The organism is Streptomyces sp. NPDC048172, from assembly GCF_043202595.1.
GTDB lineage: Bacteria > Actinomycetota > Actinomycetes > Streptomycetales > Streptomycetaceae > Streptomyces.
Window position 1 is genome coordinate 737,988 of record NZ_JBIDAT010000004.1, and the last position, 19,410, is coordinate 757,397.

A 19,410-nucleotide genomic window follows, 5' to 3' on the forward strand; every position below is an offset into this window, starting at 1 on the left:
GCGGCTAGCCAACAGCGCACGCGCGGTCTGCGACGGGGAGGTGGGGCAATCTCTGCGCAGCGGGAAAGCAGGGGCTCCGCACGGCCCCGGGGTCTCAGAGGTGGGCCTTGGACAGGGGTGGGCAGCAGGTGGCGATCAGGAGTCGCGTCACCACGTACGGGTCGACGTTCGCGTTGGGGCGGCGGTCCTCGATGTACCCCTTCTTGTCCCGCTCGACCTGCCAGGGGATACGCACGGAGGCCCCGCGATGGGAGACGCCGTACGTGTACTCGTCCCAGGACGCCGTCTCGTGCGCGCCGGTCAGCCGCTCCTGGACGCCGGCGCCGTACTCCCGTACGTGCTCCAGCGGCTTGCCCGGCGCGCCGAGCGCGTCGCAGGCGGTGATGATCGCGTCGTAGCCCTCGCGCATGGCGCGCGTGGAGAAGTTGGTGTGGGCGCCCGCGCCGTTCCAGTCGCCCTTGGCCGGCTTGGGGTCGAGCGTGGCGGAGACGCCGAACTCCTCGGCCGTACGGAAGAGGAGCCAGCGCGCGACCCACAGGTGGTCGGAGACGTCGAGCGGGGGGAGCGGGCCGATCTGGAACTCCCACTGGCCCGGCATGACCTCGGCGTTGATGCCGGAGACGCCGAGTCCGGCGGTGAGACAGTGGTCGAGGTGCTTCTCGACGATCTCGCGGCCGAAGACCTCGTCGGCGCCGACGCCGCAGTAGTAGCCGCCCTGCGGCGCGGGGAAGCCGCCCTCGGGGAAGCCGAGGGGGCGGGCGCCCTCGAAGAAGGTGTACTCCTGCTCGATGCCGAACAGGGCCTCCTGGTCCGCGTGCTCCTCCGCGACGGCGCGCAGCGCGGCCCGCTTGTTCGTGGGGTGCGGGGTGCCGTCGACGTGCAGGACCTCGCAGAGGACGAGGAGGTGGGCGCCGCCGCGGATCGGGTCGGGGCAGCTGAAGACCGGGCGCAGGACGAGATCGGACGCGTGGCCCTCGGCCTGGTTGGTGCTGGATCCGTCGAAGCCCCAGTCCGGGAGGGCGGCGGTGTCCGCGCCGTCCGGGAGGATCTTCGTCTTGGAGCGGAGCTTGGCGGTCGGCTGCGTTCCGTCGGTCCAGATGTACTCGGCCTTGATGCTCACGATGTCGTCCTTACGGGAGCGCTGACGCGTAGTGCGTGCTGCGTAGTGCGTGGTAGCGCGACAGATCCTCACAGAGCGCGATTTCTCGGCCATTGCTCATCCGTGTCGTGGGTGTAACTTGACTGCCCATGAGTGACGGGGACGTACGGGACGCCGGGCTGCCGGGACGGGTGCTGCTCGCCGAGCGCGAGCAGTTGATGCCGATGCTGCGGCGGGCGCCCGAGGAGGACTTCGCGCTGCCGACCGCCTGCCCGGACTGGACCGTGCGCCAGGTCCTCGCGCACTGCGCGGCGGCGCTGATGCGTATCGTCGAGAACCGGCTGGAGCCCGGCGTCTTCTCCGACGCCTCGAACGCGGCGGACGTCGCCGAGCGCGACCCCTGGCCGCTGGGCGCGGTGCTGGACGAGCTGGAGCGGGGCTACACCGAGGCGGGCCCGGTCATCGCGGGCCACGAGCACGGGCTGCTGGACACGGTCGCGCTCGGCGAGTGGGTGCACGCGGGGGACGTACGGGAGGCGTGGGGCGAGCCCGGGGCGTACGGGGGCAAGGCGGCGGGCGAGGCGCTCGCGCTGCTCTCCCTGGCCGCCCGGCGCAAGGAGACGCCCCTGCTGCACGCCACGCTGACGGACCGGCCGGGGACGGAGGTGGCCCTCGGGGTGCCCGTCGGCGACGGCCGCGCGCCCGCGCTCCTCACGGCCGACACCCCGACCCTGTTCCGGCTCTACGCGAACCGGCCCCTCGCGGGCGCCCGTTACACGCTCACGGGCGCCCGCGAGGAGGAGCTGCGCCTCTACGCCTGAGGCGCGGCCTGCCGGGGCCGCGCCACCCGGGCTACAGGATGCCGGTCTCCACCGACTCGTCCCGGACGCTGTCGTCCCGGCGGGAGTTGTCCGTCGCGGTGCTGTTGTCGGTCACCGTGTTGGTGCTGTTGTCGGTGACGGGCCTGATGTCGGTGTCCGTGCTCGTGCCGCAGCGGTTGTTCCCGGCCATCTGGACGTTGGAGAGGTCGGCGCTGCCGCCCTTGCCGCCGTTGGCCGCGGCGCCCTGCTCCTGACGTCCGCCGCCCGAACCGGCGCCGCCCGCGCCCTCGGCGCCGATCCCGGAGCCGCCCCGTCCGGCGCCGCCCGCCGAGTCGCCGCTGGTGCCCGCGCCGCCCTGGCCCTGGGCGCCCGCGCCACCGGTGCCCGTACCGCCGTTGCCGCCGGGCGAACGGCCTGAGCTGCTCGCGGAGCCCTTCTTGTCGCCGAGGGAGATGCCGAACGGCAGGTTGGCCGCGGGGTTGACGCCGCCGAAGCCGCCGTCGCCGCCCCGGCCGCCGTCGCCGTGGCCGCCACCGCCGCCCGTACCGCTGCCTCCGGCGCCGTCGCCGCTGCTGGAGCTGCCGCCCGAGCCGGTGCCGCCGGTGCCGGAGCCGCCCGTGCCGTCGCCGCCCAGGCCGAGGCCGAGGAGGTCCTGGGCCTGGCGCACCGCCGCCGCGCCGCCGGAGGTGTCGACCAGGGTGGCGTTGTACGGGTTGTTGCAGAAGATGTGCCCGCCGCCGGCCCCCTGGCCCTGACCCAGGCCCTGGTCCGAAGCGGCGGCGGCCGTGCCGCACCCCACCCCGAAGGCCGTGGCGACGAGCGTGGCGACGGCCGTGAGCCGCTGGTTCTTCCTCACGCGATTCCTGATTCCTCTCGGTCCCATCCGTCGGCGTCGGCACCCGTGGGCGCCGCGCCGTGTCCATCGAGCTAACGGAGGACCGGCGGAGAGGTGACGTGTTCATCGGACCGCGTCAGCTTGACCGGGATCACCCACCCTTCCGAGCCGGTGCCCCTCCAAACCCCCTGGGAACACCGGGATGTGACGGGTCGTTGAGAACGGGTGTCGCACCGGAGTTCTCCCGTTCCCCTCTCTCCCCGATTCCAGCGGAGGCACGAGCCATGACCCGGACAGACCCTCTTCCCTTACGCCCCTCCCGTCGCACCGTGCTGGCCGGTGCGGGGTTCGCCGCGCTCGCCACGGCAGTTGGCGGCGGGGCCGCCTTCGCGAGTGACAGCGGCGGCGACGGCGGGTGGCCGGACGCGTTCGCCCTGCCCGACGGCTTCCAGCCGGAGGGCATCACCATCGGGCGGCAGCCGTACGCCTACTGCGGCTCGCTCGTGAACGGCGCCGTGTACCGCGCGGATCTGCGCACCGGGCGCGGCCGGATCGTCCACGCGGGCGCGGAAGGCGCGGCGACCGTCGGGCTGAAGCTGGACCGCGACGGGCTGCTGTATCTCGCGGGCCGCGACGCGGGAACGGTCCGCGTCGTCGACGCGCGTACGGGCGAGCTGGTCGTCACCCACCAAGTGGCGGAGGGCGCGGGGCACTTCGTCAACGACGGGGTGCTGCTGGGCGACCGCGCCTGGTTCACCGACTCGTACGACGCGGTGCTGTACGGCGTGCCCAGGGGCGGCGGGCGCGGCCGCGTGCGGCGGCTGCGGCTGGGCGGCGACTGGCACCAGGAGCCCGGCGCCATCAACGCCAACGGGGTGGTCTCCGCGCCCGACGGCGAGTCCCTGATCGTCGCCAGCAGCCAGCCGGTGGGCAGGCTGTACCGCGTGGACCCGCGCACCGGGCGCGCCGCCGCGCTCGCGCTGCGCGGCGTGGACGACCTGCTGAGCGCCGACGGCCTGCTGCGCCTGGGCCGCACGCTGTACGTGGTGCAGAACCGGCTCGGCGTCGTCAGTGTGCTGACCCTCGACGCCGGGGCGACGACGGCGGTGCTGCGCCGCCGGATCTCCGACCCCCGCTTCGACACCCCGACCACGGCCGCCCGCCACGGCGACCGGCTCTACGTCGTGAACGCCCGCTTCTCGACGCCGCCCACCCCCGACACCCCGTACACGGTGGTATCGGTGCCCCTGTGAGGGTCAGGCGTCGGTCGTATGGATGCCGTGGAAGCCGAACGGCACCATGTGGGGCACCCGGGCGCGGGCCCGTTCGGTGAGCGTGCGCGCGTCGAGGACGAGCAGGTACGAGGCCCGCGCCGTCGGGTCGAGCACCACGGAGAGCACGACCCCGTCGTCCTCGGCGCCTTCCGGGGCGTCCGGGGCGTCCGGCGCGCGCACCAGGACGGGCTCGCCCGGATAGCTGCCCTGCTCGTACCAGGTGTGCGTCTCCCCCGTGGTGACGTCGAGCTTGACCAGCTGGTCGAGGAAGTCGTCGCGGCGGCCGTCCCGCGCGCCGACGCCGTACGCGTAGCGGTACGAGGAGCCGTTCCGCGTCTCGTAGGCGATCCGGGGCAGCTCCATCGCCTCCGGCGTCAGCCGCTCCACGTCGACCTTTCCGGTGCTCAGGCCCACCCGGTAGCGGGTCGGCCGGGACAGCGGCAACTCGCCGCAGGTCCGCGCCCGGTCGAGGTAGAGCGTGTCGATGACGGAGGCGTCCTCGTACGCGCAGAGGTCGAGGACCACGTCGTCGCCGTCGTCGAAGGCGTTGATGTGGTGGAAGGCGAAGCAGGCGGGCCCCTCGTACACCCCGCGCAGCCGTCCGTCCCGCAGGTCCATGACGGTGATCCGCGTGCCGCGCGCGGGCTCCCAGCGGTAGTTCTCGATGAACGGCCGTCCGCTGAGCATGATGCTCAACGGCGTGACCACCAGCGGGAATTCGGTCAGTACGGCGTAGCGCCGGGTGACCGCGAAGCTGTGCATGTACGAGGGGTGGCGGGCGCGCTGGACGCCGATCAGCTCGCGCGCCGTACCGCCGTCCATCTTCTGCCGGTAGACGCGGTACTCGCTGGTCGCGCCGAAGCGGGTGACGTAGTTGACCAGGTCTCCGGTGTCCGGGTCCTGGTGGGGGTGGGCGGTGGTCACCTGGCCGTTCAGCGCGTCCTCGTAGCCGACGACGCCCAGGGTCTCCAGGGTGGCGGGGTCGAACTCGACGGGCAGCGGCGTCTCGGTCAGGGCGACGAAGCGTTCGCCGAAGCGCGTGAGGCTGACGCAGGTGTTCGTCGTGGGCTCGCGGGTGAAGCGCGTAAAGACGCGGGCGAAGATCGAGCGGCACGGGTCGGTCGCGAACTCCGGGTAGGAGATGCGGCCCTGGGCGACGGCGCGGTGGCTCGGCGTGTCGAGGAACCGGTTCGCGTAGCCGACCCGGCCGCGGGCACCGTCGAACGTGAAGCGGTGCACCATGGCCTGCCCGTCGAACCAGTGCCGCAGCGAGCGGTCCCCGGCCTCGTAGAGCGCGGGCCCGTTGCGCAGCAGGCTGCCGCGCAGCCAGCCGGGCAGGGCGCCCTCGACCTTGAGCTCGGGGAGGTCGGTCTCTTCCGTCAGGCTGCGGAATCCGGCGGCGAAGGGACGTTCGTCCGGTGCGGTGCCCATGGTGCCCTCCTGTGTCCCCGTCATCGACATGACACTGCGGACTGTGGCGGTGCCCTCCACGGCACACCTCCCACCGTGGAACGTCAAGGAGGAGGGGACGCGACCCTTGCCTTCCCGGACCCGGTCCCGGGGCTAGCGGAGCAGGCGCTTGAGGTAGCGGTCGAGGAGGGCGGTGAGGCGGCGCGGGGGGAGGCGGTCCGGTTCGGCGACGGCGTCGAAGGTGAGGCCGTCCACGACCGCGAGGAGGAGCGTGGCGTCGGTGCGCGGGTCCAGCGGGGGCACGCGGCCGGTGCCGGGGCCCGCGCCGAGGCCCGCGTCGCGCGCCCGGCGGAGGGTCTCCGTGAGGCCGTCGAGGAGCTGGGCCTGGGTCTCGCGCTGGATGGCGGCGAGGGCGGGGTCGAGCGCGGCGCGGGCGGCGAAGGCGACGTAGACCCGGCACTCGGCGCGCCGGGTCTCGTCCAGCGGGAGCAGCTCGCGCAGGACGCGGGCGAGGTCGCGCTCGGGGCTGCGGCCGGGCCGGAAGGCCGCGAGCCGGGCCCCGGTGCGCTCCACGACATGGCGGAACGCGAAGGCGAGCATCTCGTCCTTGGTCGCGAAGTGGTGCTGGACGGCGCCGATGGAGACCCCGGCGGCCGCCGCCACCTCGCGGACGCTGACGTGCTCCAGCCCCCGCTCGGCGGCGATCCGCGTGAGCACCTCGGCGATCTCGTCGGCCCTTGACATCCCGCCGCCCTTCTCTACCGTACGGACGTATGGGACAACAATACACTCGTATGGGAGATCGCGAGGGCCGCGGGCGGCTCCGGCTCCCCTTGCTGATCGGCTCGTCGGCCGTCGCCGCGCTGCTCTGGGCGCAGTGGGCGTTACCCGGCGAGTCCCGGGACGGCGTGCCCTGGCCGGTGTGGGGGTGCGTCGCGCTGGCGCTGAACCTGGTGCTCACGCTGCGCAGCCCGCGCGGGAAGCGGGCCCTGGTGCGGCTGCTGCAGAAGTACGTGATCAACCCGCCCGTGCGGCTCCTGCTGCACCTCGGGCTGATGCCGCTCGGCCTCGCGCTGCTGGAGACGCGCGGCCGGGTGACGGGCAGGCCGCGCCGTACGCCGGTGGGCAACGGGCGGCAGGGGGACGACTTCTGGATCGTCGCCGAGCACGGCGAACGCGCCGGGTACGTGCGCAACATCCGGCACGACCCGCGCGTACGGCTCAGGCTCCGCGTCGGCCTCCGCTTCCGGTGGGTCGAGGGACACGCCGAGGTACGGCCGGACGACGACCCGTGGGCGCGGCAGCGCGCGCTGAGCCGCCGCCATCCGCTGCGCGCGCTGAACGCCGTGATGGTGCAGGTGATGAGCGCGGAGCCGGTCGTCGTCCACGTACACCTGAAGCGGGAACGGGACGGCTACGGCTTGCGGGCCACGGCCCCGAACTGCGCCACGTCCCCGGCCCCGTGATCCCCGTCCGCGCGCCAGCGGGAGCAGGAGACGAGGCCGGGCTCCAGCAGCTCCAGGCCGTCGAGGAAGCGGAGGACCTCGGCGCGGGGGCGCGGGGTGATCGGGGGCGTCGCGTTCTCGTTCCAGAACCGCATGGCCTCCTCGTTCGCGCCGCCGCCCAGCTCCAGGGTGGGGTGCGTGAGCACGAGGTGGCTGCCGGACGGCACGGCCGCGGTCAGCCGCCGGACGATGGAGGCCGCCTCGTCGGTGTCCCCGATGAAGTTGAGGACGCCGAGCAGCAGCACCGCGACCGGCCGCTCCAGGTCCAGCGTGCGCCCGGCGGCGCGCAGGATCGCCTCGGGCTCGCGCGCGTCCGCGTCGAGATAGGCCGTCGCCCCCTCGGGCGCACCGGCGAGCAGCGCGCGGGCGTGCCGCAGGACGGTGGGGTCGTTGTCGACGTAGACGACGCGCGCGTCGGGCGCGAGGCGCTGGGCGACCTGGTGGGTGTTGTCCCGGGTGGGCAGGCCCGTACCGACGTCGAGGAACTGCCGTACGCCTGCCTCCCCCGCGAGATGCGACACGGCGCGGCCCAGGAACGCCCGGTCGGCGCGGGCCACTTCGGCGATGCCGGGGAACATGGAGGTGACGTGGGCGCCGACCCGCGCGTCGACCTCGAAATGGTCCTGACCGCCCAGCCAGTAGTTCCACACGCGGGCGTTGTGCGCGACGGTGGTGTCGATGCCCTCCGGCCCCGTCGGCCCCGTCGGCCCCGTCACGCCGCGCCCTCCCCGTTCCGCAGCTCCAGTTCGTACAGCAGCTCCCGGCCGTCGATCTCGTCCCACTGCTCGCCGGTGTGGACGAAGCCGAAGGGCTCGACCGTCGCGAGGGAGCCCGCGTTGTCGGGGCTGATCGCGGCCCGTACGGTCCGTACGGCGGGGTCGGCGCCGGCGCGGCGCAGCAGCTCGGCCAGCATCGCCCGCGCGTATCCCCGGCGGCGGTACGCGGGGACGACGGAGTAGGCGACCTCGACCATGCCGTCCGCGTCCGGCGGGCCGTGGAACCCGGCGTGCCCGACGACGTTCCCGTCCTCGCCGACCACGGCCTGGCGGATCACCCACGGCGTCTGCGCGGCGTCCTCCTCGATCTGGCCGAGGCGGTAGCGCCACAGCCAGAGCGCCCCCTCGGTCACGAAGTAGTCGGGCAGCTCCACCCCGGCGACGGCTCCGGCGGACGCCGTGTCGCTGTCGCGGAGGAACTCCATCGCCTCCTTGGTCAGCGGCACGAACCGCACCTGCCTGCCGCCGCCCTGTTCCCGCGTCTCATGAGTCACCGGCGGATCCTCTCCCGCCCCGCCGCGCCCGGGCCAGGGGTTTTCAGTCTCAGCAGGGCTGCGTCGCCTGCCCCTCCCGGTACGCCCGCGCGCTGGCGATGACGCCGTCGAGCGTGTCCCGGGTGTGCAGAAGCTCGGCGATGTGCCGGGAGAGCCTCTCGCGCTCCTCCTCCATGCGCAGCAGCGAGGCGTCGGAGTTCTCCTCGCTGGGCGCGTCGACGCAGGGCAGCAGCCCGACGATGGTGCGGCTGGACAGGCCCGCCGCGTAGAGCCGCTGGATGAGCGCGACCCGCTCGGCGTCGCCGCCGGTGTAGTGCCGCTGGCCGCTGGCGCTGCGGGAACTGGCGAGCAGCCCCTGCTCCTCGTAGTACCGCAACGACCGGACGCTGACCCCGGTACGCCCCGCGAGCTCCCCGATCCGCATGGCACCCCCCTTACCTGACATGGATGTGAGGGTTCAGCGTACCCGGGATATTCGGTGTCCCTCCAGACCCGCGGTTCCCATACTGCCGCCATGGATCCGGTGACTCTTGAGACCGAGCGTCTGGTGCTGCGGCCCTTCGCGCCCGCGGACGTGGACGCGCTGCACGCGGCATGCCAGGACGAGGACATCCAGTACTACACCCCGGTGCCGGTCCCCTACCGGCGGGCGGACGCGGAGCGGGAGATCACGGAGGAGCTGCCCGCGAAGTGGGCCGCGGGCAAGAACCACACGTTCGGCGCGTTCCGCAAGGACACCGGGGCCCTGGTCGGCTCGTACTGCCTGTTCGTCGTCAGCCGCGGCGTCTACGAGCTGGGCTACTGGGCGGTCCGGGAGCAGCGCGGGCGGGGGTACTCGGCCGAGGCCGGGCGGGCGCTGTGCGACTGGGGGTGGGCGACGCTCGACGTGCACCGGATGGAGTGGTGGGCGATGGTCGGCAACACCGGCTCGCGCGCGGTCGCGGAGAGGCTCGGGTTCACCGTCGAGGGGACGCTGCGCGCGCGGGCGATCGGGAACGACGGCGTGCCGCACGACTGGTGGGTGGGCGGGCTGCTCAGGGGCTGAGCCCCGGGGCCCCGGGGTCAGGGGGGCTTTTCGGTGGTGGGGCGCGGCGGGGCGACGGCTGGCGGTAGATTCGTCGGCGTTCTCGTCCCATCCGCCCGCCCAGCAAGCCATCGGGAGACCCCGTGCGTGTCGTCCTCGCCGAAGACCTCTTTCTGCTCCGAGACGGACTCGTCCGGATGCTGGAGGCGTTCGACTTCGAGATCGCGGCGGCCGTGGACAACGGACCGGAGCTGAGCCGGGCCCTGGACGAGCTGGAGCCGGACGTGGCGGTCGTGGACGTGCGGCTGCCCCCGTCCTTCAGCGACGAGGGCCTCCAGTGCGCGCTGGAGGCACGGCGGAAGCGCCCCGGGCTGCCGGTGCTGGTCCTCTCGCAGCACGTGGAGCAGCTGTACGCGCGCGAGCTGCTGGCCGACGGCAACGGCGGGGTCGGCTATCTGCTCAAGGACCGCGTCTTCGACGCCGACCAGTTCATCGACGCCGTGCGCCGCGTCTCCGAGGGCGGTACGGCGATGGACCCGCAGGTCATCCAGCAGCTGCTGACGCGCCGTTCGCAGGACAAGCCGATGGGGAACCTGACCTCGCGCGAGAAGGAGGTCATGGAGCTGATGGCGCAGGGCAGGTCGAACGCGGCCATCGCGGCGCAGCTCTTCGTGACCGAGCGCGCCGTCGCCAAGCACACCTCGAACATCTTCGGGAAGCTGGGCCTGCCGCCCTCGGACGACGACAACCGCCGCGTCCTGGCCGTGCTGGCCTACCTCGACAAGGGCTGACTCGGGCCCGTCCCCCCGCTAGCGTTCCCTCTCGTACGTGTCTTCGGTCACTTCCGACAGTGGGGGGACTCCATGCACGAGAACCACGAGGTCAACAGACGCACCGTACTCGGCACGACGGGGGCGCTCGGGGCGGGAATCGCGCTGGGGAGCGGGTACATCCCAGCCATGGCGGCGGACAGAACGACGGCGGCGGGCAAGGTCACGCACGCGCAGGAGGCCGTGCGGCGGCTTCTCCCCGAGCACCACGAGCAGATCACGCTCCAGGAGACCGGCGGCCCCGAGCGCTTCAAGGTGACGGGGAGCGAGGGCCGGATCCGGATCGCGGGCACGGGGCCCGTGGCCCTGCTGACCGGGCTGCACTGGTACCTGAAGTACAGCTGCGACGCGCAGCTCTCCTGGGCGGGCAGCCAGCTCGACCTGCCGGGGACCCTTCCGGCGCCCCGCGAACCGCACGGGCGGCGCGCGACGGTCCCGCACCGCTTCGCGCTCAACGACACGCACGACGGCTACACGGCGCCGTACGCGGACTGGCCGCACTGGGAGCGCTTCCTCGACGTCCTGGCCGCGCACGGCTGCAACGAGGTGCTGGTCACGGCGGGCATGGAGGCCGTCTACCACCGGCTGCTGAAGGGCTTCGGGTACAGCGACAAGGAGGCCCGCGCCTGGATCCCGCAGCCCTCGCACCAGCCGTGGTGGCTGCTGCAGAACATGGCCGAGTACGGCGGCCCCGTCAGCCCCGAGCTGCTCGCGAAGCGCACCGAACTCGGCAAGAAGATCATGGGCCGGATGCGCGAGCTGGGCATGCGGCCCGTGCTGCCGGGCTACTTCGGCACCGTCCCCGAGGACTTCGCGAAGCGGAACCCGGGCGGCCGCACCATTCCGCAGGGCACCTGGAACGGGCTGCCGCGCCCGGCGTGGCTGGACCCGCGCACGGCGGTCTTCCGCAAGGTCGCCGCCGCCTTCTACAGGCACCAGGCCGATCTCTTCGGCGAGATCGACCGCTTCAAGATGGACCTGCTGCACGAGGGCGGCGACCCCGGCGACGTGCCGGTGCCCGACGCGGCGCGCGCCGTGGAGACCGCGCTGCAGAAGGCGCGGCCCGGCGCGGTCTGGGTGATCCTCGGCTGGCAGGAGAACCCGCGCAAGGACCTCCTCGACGCGATCCGCGACAAGGAGAAGATGCTCATCGTCGACGGCCTCTCCGACCTGGAGCGGGTCACCGACCGCGAGAAGGACTGGGGCGGGGTGTCGTACGCGTTCGGCACGATCCCGAACTTCGGCGGACGGACGACGATCGGCGCCAAGACCCACATGTGGGCCGAGCGGTTCACCAAGTGGCGCGACAAGAGCGGCAGCAAGCTCGTCGGGACCTGCTACATGCCGGAGGCCACGCACCGCGACCCGGCCGCCGCCGAGCTCTTCTCCGAACTGGCCTGGCGCGAGGAGGCCGTGGACCGCGAGGAGTGGTTCGACGGCTACGCGAAGCTGCGGTACGGCGGGGAGGACGCGTCGGCCCGCAAGGCGATGGGGGCGCTGCGCGAGACCGCGTACGAGATCAGCAGCGCGGACGGGCGCCCGCACGACAGCGTGTTCGCGTCCCGGCCGAGCCTGACGGCCCGCTCGGGCACGTACTACGCGACGCACACCCCGGCCTTCGACCTGCCGGGCTTCGACGCGGCGCTCGCGGGCCTGGTCGGGGTCGCGGAGGGGCTGCGCGGCAGCGACGCGTACCGCTACGACGTGACGGACGCCGCCCGCCAGGCGCTCGCCAACCGCTCCTGGCTGCTGATCCCGCAGCTCCAGTCCGCGTACGAGCTGGGCGAGGTGGACCGGTTCAAGAAGCTGGCCACGCTGTGGCTGAAGCTGATGGGGCTGAGCGAGGAGGTCTCGGGCGCGCACACCGCGTTCCTGCTCGGGCCGTGGATCGACGCCGCCAAGCGGATGGCGACCGGGGACGCGGAGCGCGCGAAGCTGGAGCGCAGCGCGCGCGTGCTGGTCACCACCTGGGCGGACCGCGCGACGGCGGACGGCGGCCATCTGGCCAACTACGCCAACCGCGACTGGCAGGGCCTGATCGGGGACTTCCACCTCCCCCAGTGGAAGGCGTTCCTGGACGACCTGGAGGACGCGCTCGCGTCGGGCCGGGACCCGAAGAAGTGGGACTGGTACGCGGTCGAGGAGCCGTGGACGAAGGAGACGAAGGAGTATCCGCTGCGGCCGACGGGCGAGGCGTACGCGGTGGCCAAGCGGGTGCACGACACCCTCGCCAAGGCCCCGTTCCAGGGCTCGCTGGACCTGAGCGCCGAGCCGCCCGCGGTCCCGCCGGGCGGCGCGGTCACCGTCAAGGGCGTCTTCCGCAACGAGAACGGGCTGCGCGCGACCGGCGAGGTCGACTTCACGCTGAAGGGCCTGGAGGGCGCGGACCCGCAGGACCCGACGAGCCTGCCGTCGGTCGCCGCGGGCGAGCGCGCCACGGTCCGCTGGCGGTACACCACCCCGGACCGCGAGCTGGCCGATCCGCTGGAGCCGCTGCCGTTCACGCTGGCGGTGCGGTACGGGCCGGAGGGCGAGGACCGGGTGGTGACCGACCGCGACGGGCGGATCTTCCTCGCGGGCCCGCTGCCGGACGAGGTGAAGACGGCCACGAACAACGCCGCGGTCTTCGGGTACCTCGGCGGCCGCTGGGCGATCAACGGCGCGGGCGCCGACCTGTGGAAGAACACCGCCGAGTTCGGCACCGTCTACCGCCCGGGCGCGCTCCCCGACGGCGGCCGGATCACGGTCAGGGTCGCGGCGCAGGACGCGACGGGCCCCTGGGCCCGCGCGGGCATCATCGCCCGTAACGACCTGTCGTCGAAGACCGCGCAGGGCTTCATCAACCTCGCGGTGACCCCGGCGAACGGCGTCGTCCTCTCCTACGACACCGACGGCAACGGCACGCTGGACACCTACAAGCGGATCACCGGGGTCAAGGCGCCGGTCGCGCTGCGGCTCTCCCGGAGCGGCGACTCGTTCACGGGCGAGCTGTCCACGGACGACGGGGCGACCTGGCGCACGGTGGCAACCGTGACGACGTCCGGCGCGTCAGCCAGACTGGACGCGGGTCTCTTCATGACCGCGACGAACGGCGGAGGCCAGGCGCGGGGAACGGCCGAATTCGACGGCTGGCGGACCTCCACCGGTGGGTGAGTCCGGCCGGGACAGGAGAAGATAGCCGGGACCGATGGCCGAGGGGGAGAGGGCAGGCATGAGCACAGCAGAGGGACCGTCCGGGGAGCAACAGCGCACCGTCGCCGCGCAGACGCACGAGCTGATGCTCGCGATGATCCGCGGCCCGGTCCTGGCGGTCGTCTCCCTGCCCCTCTCCATCCTCGCCTTCGTCCTGACCGTCGTCTCGCTCGCGCTCATCCCCGTCGGGGTGGGCGTGATCACCACCCCGTTCGCCTTCCAGGGCCTGCGGGGATACGCGAACGGGCGGCGGGCCCTGGTGGACCGGTGGACGGGCCAGCCGGTGCCGGAGCCGTACCGGCCGTGGCCCAAGGACCTGCGCGCCGGTGTCGTCGGGCACGTCGAGCGGTGCCTGCTGCTGCTCAAGGACCCGGCGACCTGGCGCGACCTGGCGTGGACCCCGGTGGACATGACGGCGGGGTTCGTCACGGCCCTGCTCCCCCCGCTGCTTCCGGTCAATCTGAAGATCACCAAGTCGATGCTGAAGCCCACCCGCGAGATGCTGCTCGCGCGCCGTGTGGAGCAGCTCTACGAGACGCGGCACGACGCGGTCGACTCCTCGGCCGCCGAGCTGCGCCGCATCGAGCGGGACCTGCACGACGGGGCGCAGGCCCGGCTCGTCGCGATGGGCATGAGCCTGGGCACCATCGAGGCGCTGGTCGAGAAGAACCCGGAGAAGGCGAAGGAGCTGATCGCGCAGGCCCGGGAGAACTCGGCGGAGGCGCTGACCGAGCTGCGCGACCTGGTGCGCGGCATCCACCCGCCCGTCCTCGCCGAGCGCGGCCTGCCGGACGCGCTGCGCGCGCTGGCGCTGCGGATGCAGATCCCGGTCGAGGACGACATCGCGCTGCCGGGCCGGTTCGAGGAGCCGGTGGAGTCGGCCGTGTACTTCGCGGTGAGCGAGGTCCTCACGAACGCCGCCAAGCACTCGGGGGCCAGCCGCGTCTGGCTCGACGTGTCCTACTCGTTCGAGTCGGGGGGCATGCTGCGGGCCGTGATCACGGACGACGGCAAGGGCGGCGCCTCGGTCGACAAGGGCACCGGGATGCAGGGCATCGAGCGCCGCCTCGGCCAGTTCGACGGGATCCTCGCCGTCAACAGCCCGCAGGGCGGGCCCACGATGATCACGCTGGAGCTGCCCGCCGAGGTCCTGCCGGACCGGCAGCTCAGCTGACGGACCGGCAGGACCCGGGGGCCGTACGGGCTCAGGTGGCGCGGGCCACGCGGAGGTTGAGCGTGTAGTCGCCGTCGCCGTCGGTGAAGCGGCGGGTGACGTTGAACGACGAGCCCACGTTGGGCAGCTGCTTGAGCACCACGTCGCGGGAGAAGACGAACGTCTGGTCCGCGATGTTGTCGTCGTCCAGGAAGCCGAGCAGCCAGCCGATCGCCGCGCCGACCCCGGCGACGACGGCCGCGATCCAGGCGGCGACGCCGGTGGCGGCCAGCACGCCGGCCGCCGCCGCGAAGGCGACCGCGACCCCGGCGCGGATCTTCTCGCTGTTGCCCTCGTCGTGCTCCCAGAGCGAGACGAGCGAGCCGACCTCGCCGTCGGGGAGCGCCTGGGCCGCGCAGTTCTGGCCCCAGATGCAGCCGTCGGTGGCGGAGAAGGTGCGGGACTCGCCGCTGTCGACGTCCTCGAAGATCCGGGAGCGCGTGGTGACGGCCGTACCGCCGCCGAGCGAACCGAAGATCCAGTACGGCTCGTTGGCGGGCCCGAAGACGCTGTCGGTCTGCCGGTCGATGCACTTGAACGACGTCGCCTTGATGGTGACCCGCGAGGAGGCGGGCGCCGCGGCGGCGGCGTCCTGCTCCAGGGCGACCGTCATGCCGGACGCGTGGTCGCCCAGGAGCGCGCGCGGCGGCAGCCGGAAGTCGGCGAGGGTCGCGGTGCCCGCGTGGATCGCGGGGACGTCGATGTGGGTGACGGTGGGCATCTCCAGCACGGACTTCACGATGCCGGGCGCGTCCCGCTCCAGGTCCTTCATGGTGTACGACTGCTTGACGTCGAGCTGGGCGAAGCGGCGCGGGAACATCTCGTCGCGCAGTTGCTTGGGCACCTTCGCGTCGAGCTGCCCCTGCTGCTTGATCTCCTGGTCGGTGTAGCCGTTCTTGCGGAACGCCGCGACGATCGTGCTCTCCAGGTCGCTGAGCTTCGCGCCCTCGGCGTGCTTGGCGCAGCTGTGCAGCATGAGCGCGAGCAGCCAGTTGCGGTCCTTGTTGGCCACCAGCTTCCTGCGCTGGGGCGCACCCCGCCCCTTGCCCTGCACGAGATCGTCGAGAATACGGTCCGCTGACCGAGCTGCCATGATTTCTCCCCCTTGAGGTAGGACCTCCCATGACCTCCCGTTTCAGGACGTCCCTGCGAACGTCCTGCGGGGTACTTGCTCCGTCAACGGCCCGTACGGCACCTGTTGCGCGGGCGGTACCCGCCAGTACATTGACGCCATGTCTAATACGGCGTCCCGCACGACGACCGAGCTGAAGGCGCGGCAGGTCGCCTTCGACTGGTCGGACACCCCGCTGCACTGGCTGCCGGGCGACCCGGCGACCACCCACACCATCAATGTGCTGCACCTGCTGCTCCCGGCGGGCGAGCGCTGGTTCGTGCACGTCTACAAGCAGGCGCTGCCGCTCATCCGCGACGAGCGGCTCCGCCGGGACGTCATCGGCTTCATCGGCCAGGAGGCCGTGCACTCCCAGGCCCACGACGACGTGCTGCCGCAGCTCAAGCGGCTCGGGCTGGACCCCACGCCGTACACGGCGCAGGTCGACTGGTTCTTCGAGAAGCTGCTCGGCGACCGCACGCTGCCGCCCGGCAAGGCGCGCCGCTGGTGGCTGCTGGAGCGGGTCGCGTTCATCGCCGCCATCGAGCACTACACGGCGTTCCTCGGCGACTGGGTGCTCAACGCGGAGGCGCTGGACGCGCGCGGCGCCGACCCGGTCATGCTCGACCTGCTGCGCTGGCACGGCGCCGAGGAGGTCGAGCACCGCTCCGTCGCCTACGACCTCTTCCTCCACCTCGACGGCGGCTACCGGCGCCGGGCCCGCACCTGGGCCCTCGCCTTCGGCGCGCTGGTCTTCCTCTGGCAGCGCGGCGCCCGCTTCTTCATGGAGAACGATCCGACGCTGCTGGACGGCAGGGCGAGCTGGCGGGAGTTTTTGCGTGCCGGGCGCGAGGGCGTGCTGCCCTCGGCGGGCGCCATGCTCCGCTCGATCCCGACGTACCTCGGCCCGAGCTACCACCCCTCGCAGGAGTGCAGCACCGCGCAGGCCGAGGCGTACCTCGCCGCCTCGCCGGGCGCGAACGGGGTGGCCCGATGAGGGCCCGTACGGCGATGGCCCTGCTCGCCTCCGGCGCCGCGGCCGTGGCGGCCAAGCGCGCGCTGGCCCGGCGCGTGGAGCGCTCCCCGCTCTGGCCGCTGCCCGCGCTGGACGAGCCCGTCTCCGGCACGATGGGCCAGCGGCGCACGGGCCCGAGCCGGGCCCGCGTCCTGACCGTCCTGGACCGCGCCGAGCCCGCCGACGGCGTCGTACGGCTGCGGCTCGGCGGCGCCGGGACGCTCCCCTCCTGGCAGCCGGGCGCCCACGTCGACCTCGTCCTGCCCTCGGGCCTGGTGCGGCAGTACTCGCTCTGCGGCGACCCCGGCGAGGCCGACACGTACACGATCGCCACCCGGCTCACCGAGGACTCGCGCGGCGGCTCGCGCGAGGTGCACGAGGTGCTGCGCGAGGGCGTCCAGGTCGAGGTGCGCGGCCCCCGCAACCGCTTCCCGCTCGTCGAGGCCCCCGCGTACCTCTTCGTCGCGGGCGGCATCGGCATCACCCCCGTCCTGCCGATGGTGCGCGCCGCAGAGGCCGCGGGCACGCCCTGGCGGCTGCTGTACGGCGGGCGGACGCGGGCCTCGATGCCGTTCCTGGACGAGTTGGCCGAGCTGGACGGGCTGGACGGCGGCGCCGGGCGCGTCACGGTCGTCCCGCAGGACGAGGCCGGGCACCCGGACCTCGCGGGCGCGCTGGCCGGGATCCCGCCGGAGGCGGCGGTCTACTGCTGCGGGCCCGAGCCCCTGATGGACGCGGTCACCGCGCTGCCCGCGCCGCGCGGGGGCGTGCACCTGGAACGGTTCAGCGCGGCCCGTACACCGTCCCCGTCCGGCGACGACCGCGAGTTCGAGGCCGAACTGCGCCGCAGCGGCGGGACGGTGACCGTACCGGCGGGCACCCCGGCCCTGGCCGCGATACGCGCCGCGTACCCGGACACCCCGTACTCCTGCGAGCAGGGCTTCTGCGGGACCTGCCAGACCGGCGTGCTGGAGGGCGAGGTCGACCACCGCGACGAGCTGCTGACCGACGCGGAACGGGACACCTCGATGCTGCTGTGCGTCTCGCGTGCGCGTGGGAAACGCGTGGTCCTGGACCTCTGACCGGCGCACCGGCACGCCCCACGGCCAGCTGTACGGACACTTGTACGGATCGTTAGGGTGTCGCCCATGACAACCGGGGCGCGCCGCAGGATGGGCGTGGAGGAACGGCGGAAGCAGCTCATCGACGTCGCGCTGGAGCTCTTCAGCCACCGCTCCCCGGAAGACGTCTCCATCGACGACATCGCGACGGCGGCCGGGATCTCCCGGCCGCTCGTCTACCACTACTTCCCCGGCAAGCACAGCCTGTACGAGGCCGCGGTCCGGCGCGCGGCCGACGAGCTGGCGGGCCGGTTCGTGGAAGCGCACGAGGGCCCGCTCGGCTCCCGGCTGCTGCGCGTGATGAAGCGGTACTTCGACTTCGTCGACGAGCACGGCCCCGGCTTCTCCGCGCTGCTGCGCGGCGGTCCGGCGGTCGGCTCCGCCCGTGCCAACGCGATGATCGACGAGGTCCGCCGCGCGGCGTACGCCCACGTCCTGGACCACCTCGGCGTCGCCTCCCCCGGCCCGCGCCTCGCGCTGGTGATCCGCTCCTGGGTGGGGCTGGCCGAGACCACGGCGCTCACCTGGCTGGAGAAGCGGGCCATCCCCCGGGAGGAGCTGGAGCTCCAGCTCGTCCACGACTTCATGGCACTGGCCGCCGTGACCTCCGCGTACGACCCCGAGACGCGGGAGGTCGTACGGTCCGTCATCGCGCACGAGCCCGCCGACGGACCGCTGGGCGACCTGGCGGCGCACCTGGCGACGCTCGTGCCTGCGCGTAAGTGACCGATCCGTGAAGACGCGTGTGCCCAACTGGCCTATTGTGTGTGCGAGTTGAAAACGAGAGTATCGGTTCCGGTCGACGAGTGATCGCAACCGAAGGAATCCGCATGCCTGACACCAGCGAGACTCCGCTGTGGCTCCAAGGCCGTGAGGCCGTCATCGCCGCGACGGACCCGAGCGCATGGCGCGAGAAGGCCCCGGACTATCACCTCTCCCACGTGGTGATGCCGCGCGAACGGACGACGCAGCACGCCCCCGACCAGCTGGAGGCGATCGTCGAGAGCATCGTGCAGGTCTTCGAGATGGAGGTCTCCCACAAGAAGGACCCCGCGACCTGGGTCTCCATGGTCACCGAGACCTTCCGCACGCGGATCAACGGCGGCGAGTGGGCGAGCGCGGCGGACATCGCCGAACAGGGCTCGTACAACGTCCTGATCGGCGACAGCGCCTTCTACCGGCGCGAGGACGAGAGCTTCGCCTCCCAGCACCACGTCTTCCACACCGCCTTCCCCAACGGCTTCTTCTGGGAGGTGCAGGAGGTTCTCTCCCCGCCGCCCGTCGTGACCTTCAAGTGGCGGCACTGGGGCGACTTCACGGGGGCCTACAAGGGCTTCGCGCCCAGCGGTGAGCGCATCGAGATGTACGGCATGAGCGTCGCCAAGGTCAGCGACGACCTCCGCCTCGAAGAGGTCGAGCACTTCTACGACCCGAACGCGTTTCTGTCGACCCTGACGGGTGGGTGCCCGGTGGCCCATCTGAGCTGACGCCCGTCGTCGCCGGGGGTGCGCCTGCGGCGGGCTCGTTCCCCGATCCCGCCCCTCCCCGAAACTGGGGCTCCGCCCCAGACCCCCGGCCAACGGGCTGCCCCTTGCTGTGCGTTGCCGACTGCGCGTGCGTCGTGGCCGATCGCGCAGTTCCCCGCGCCCCTGACGGGGCACGTCTCCGCGCAGACCTCCCACCCCACTGT

19 protein-coding genes are annotated in these 19,410 nt (G+C 72.9%); 11 read left to right on the top strand and 8 right to left on the bottom strand.

Going from position 1 to position 19,410, the window contains the following annotated elements; translation table 11 throughout:
• Positions 1–94 precede the first annotated feature (94 nt).
• Entirely contained in the window at positions 95–1,120 is a 1,026-nt protein-coding gene (glnII, locus tag ACGF3A_RS21005; protein WP_393731722.1) for a glutamine synthetase, read from the bottom strand.
• A 128-nt stretch (positions 1,121–1,248) separates the two neighbouring features.
• Here glnII and ACGF3A_RS21010 point away from each other — a divergent pair, with 128 nt between their 5' ends.
• Positions 1,249–1,920 (top strand): maleylpyruvate isomerase family mycothiol-dependent enzyme, encoded by a 672-nt coding sequence (locus ACGF3A_RS21010; RefSeq protein ID WP_393731723.1) that lies wholly within the window; start codon positions 1,249–1,251, stop codon positions 1,918–1,920.
• A gap of 31 nt (positions 1,921–1,951) precedes the next feature.
• Here ACGF3A_RS21010 and ACGF3A_RS21015 read toward each other — a convergent pair whose 3' ends face one another.
• Positions 1,952–2,776, bottom strand: a complete 825-nt coding sequence (locus ACGF3A_RS21015; protein WP_393731724.1) for a hypothetical protein — start codon at positions 2,774–2,776, stop codon at positions 1,952–1,954.
• Positions 2,777–3,039: 263 nt separating this feature from the next.
• On the opposite strand from ACGF3A_RS21015, the gene ACGF3A_RS21020 reads away from it, so the two are divergent.
• Complete coding sequence (locus ACGF3A_RS21020) at positions 3,040–4,008, top strand: SMP-30/gluconolactonase/LRE family protein (RefSeq protein ID WP_393731725.1); 969 nt, start codon at positions 3,040–3,042, stop codon at positions 4,006–4,008.
• A gap of 3 nt (positions 4,009–4,011) precedes the next feature.
• Here ACGF3A_RS21020 and ACGF3A_RS21025 read toward each other — a convergent pair whose 3' ends face one another.
• Positions 4,012–5,460, bottom strand: coding sequence for a carotenoid oxygenase family protein (locus ACGF3A_RS21025; protein WP_393731726.1), 1,449 nt, complete (start codon positions 5,458–5,460; stop codon positions 4,012–4,014).
• 132 nt (positions 5,461–5,592) lie between these two features.
• Positions 5,593–6,183: a TetR/AcrR family transcriptional regulator gene (locus tag ACGF3A_RS21030; protein ID WP_393731727.1), complete on the bottom strand. Its 591-nt coding sequence runs from the start codon at positions 6,181–6,183 to the stop codon at positions 5,593–5,595.
• 50 nt (positions 6,184–6,233) lie between these two features.
• Here ACGF3A_RS21030 and ACGF3A_RS21035 point away from each other — a divergent pair, with 50 nt between their 5' ends.
• Positions 6,234–6,905, top strand: coding sequence for a nitroreductase/quinone reductase family protein (locus ACGF3A_RS21035; protein WP_393731728.1), 672 nt, complete (start codon positions 6,234–6,236; stop codon positions 6,903–6,905).
• On the opposite strand, the gene ACGF3A_RS21040 is transcribed toward ACGF3A_RS21035, so the two are convergent.
• Genes ACGF3A_RS21040 through ACGF3A_RS21050 form a run of 3 tightly spaced genes read right to left on the bottom strand, consistent with a single transcriptional unit; the run spans position 6,854 to position 8,638 of the window.
• Complete coding sequence (locus ACGF3A_RS21040) at positions 6,854–7,660, bottom strand: SAM-dependent methyltransferase (protein WP_393731729.1); 807 nt, start codon at positions 7,658–7,660, stop codon at positions 6,854–6,856. The two genes, ACGF3A_RS21035 and ACGF3A_RS21040, sit on opposite strands and share 52 nt — an antisense overlap.
• Entirely contained in the window at positions 7,657–8,214 is a 558-nt protein-coding gene (locus ACGF3A_RS21045; protein WP_393731730.1) for a GNAT family N-acetyltransferase, read from the bottom strand. The genes ACGF3A_RS21040 and ACGF3A_RS21045 overlap by 4 nt, the downstream gene beginning before the upstream one ends.
• A gap of 49 nt (positions 8,215–8,263) precedes the next feature.
• On the bottom strand, positions 8,264–8,638 hold the full coding sequence (locus tag ACGF3A_RS21050) for a MerR family transcriptional regulator (protein ID WP_393731731.1): 375 nt from the start codon (positions 8,636–8,638) through the stop codon (positions 8,264–8,266).
• Between the two features lie 90 nt (positions 8,639–8,728).
• On the opposite strand from ACGF3A_RS21050, the gene ACGF3A_RS21055 reads away from it, so the two are divergent.
• From ACGF3A_RS21055 to ACGF3A_RS21070, 4 genes are all read left to right on the top strand, one after another.
• Complete coding sequence (locus ACGF3A_RS21055) at positions 8,729–9,259, top strand: GNAT family N-acetyltransferase (RefSeq protein ID WP_393731732.1); 531 nt, start codon at positions 8,729–8,731, stop codon at positions 9,257–9,259.
• Between the two features lie 122 nt (positions 9,260–9,381).
• Positions 9,382–10,029, top strand: coding sequence for a LuxR C-terminal-related transcriptional regulator (locus ACGF3A_RS21060; protein WP_393731733.1), 648 nt, complete (start codon positions 9,382–9,384; stop codon positions 10,027–10,029).
• A gap of 72 nt (positions 10,030–10,101) precedes the next feature.
• Positions 10,102–13,221, top strand: a complete 3,120-nt coding sequence (locus tag ACGF3A_RS21065; RefSeq protein WP_393731734.1) for an alpha-N-acetylglucosaminidase TIM-barrel domain-containing protein — start codon at positions 10,102–10,104, stop codon at positions 13,219–13,221.
• Positions 13,222–13,345: 124 nt separating this feature from the next.
• Positions 13,346–14,434 (top strand): sensor histidine kinase, encoded by a 1,089-nt coding sequence (locus ACGF3A_RS21070; protein ID WP_393731914.1) that lies wholly within the window; start codon positions 13,346–13,348, stop codon positions 14,432–14,434.
• Between the two features lie 31 nt (positions 14,435–14,465).
• Here the strand turns inward: ACGF3A_RS21070 and ACGF3A_RS21075 are convergent, their stop codons facing one another.
• Positions 14,466–15,566, bottom strand: coding sequence for a hypothetical protein (locus ACGF3A_RS21075; RefSeq protein WP_393731735.1), 1,101 nt, complete (start codon positions 15,564–15,566; stop codon positions 14,466–14,468).
• A 139-nt stretch (positions 15,567–15,705) separates the two neighbouring features.
• On the opposite strand from ACGF3A_RS21075, the gene ACGF3A_RS21080 reads away from it, so the two are divergent.
• From ACGF3A_RS21080 to ACGF3A_RS21095, 4 genes are all read left to right on the top strand, one after another.
• Positions 15,706–16,581 (top strand): metal-dependent hydrolase, encoded by an 876-nt coding sequence (locus ACGF3A_RS21080; protein ID WP_393731736.1) that lies wholly within the window; start codon positions 15,706–15,708, stop codon positions 16,579–16,581.
• Positions 16,578–17,681, top strand: a complete 1,104-nt coding sequence (locus ACGF3A_RS21085; protein WP_393731737.1) for a PDR/VanB family oxidoreductase — start codon at positions 16,578–16,580, stop codon at positions 17,679–17,681. The genes ACGF3A_RS21080 and ACGF3A_RS21085 overlap by 4 nt, the downstream gene beginning before the upstream one ends.
• 66 nt (positions 17,682–17,747) lie before the next feature.
• Positions 17,748–18,446, top strand: a complete 699-nt coding sequence (locus tag ACGF3A_RS21090) for a TetR/AcrR family transcriptional regulator (protein ID WP_393731738.1) — start codon at positions 17,748–17,750, stop codon at positions 18,444–18,446.
• A 104-nt stretch (positions 18,447–18,550) separates the two neighbouring features.
• Positions 18,551–19,207, top strand: coding sequence for an ester cyclase (locus ACGF3A_RS21095; RefSeq protein ID WP_393731739.1), 657 nt, complete (start codon positions 18,551–18,553; stop codon positions 19,205–19,207).
• Positions 19,208–19,410: the final 203 nt, after the last annotated feature.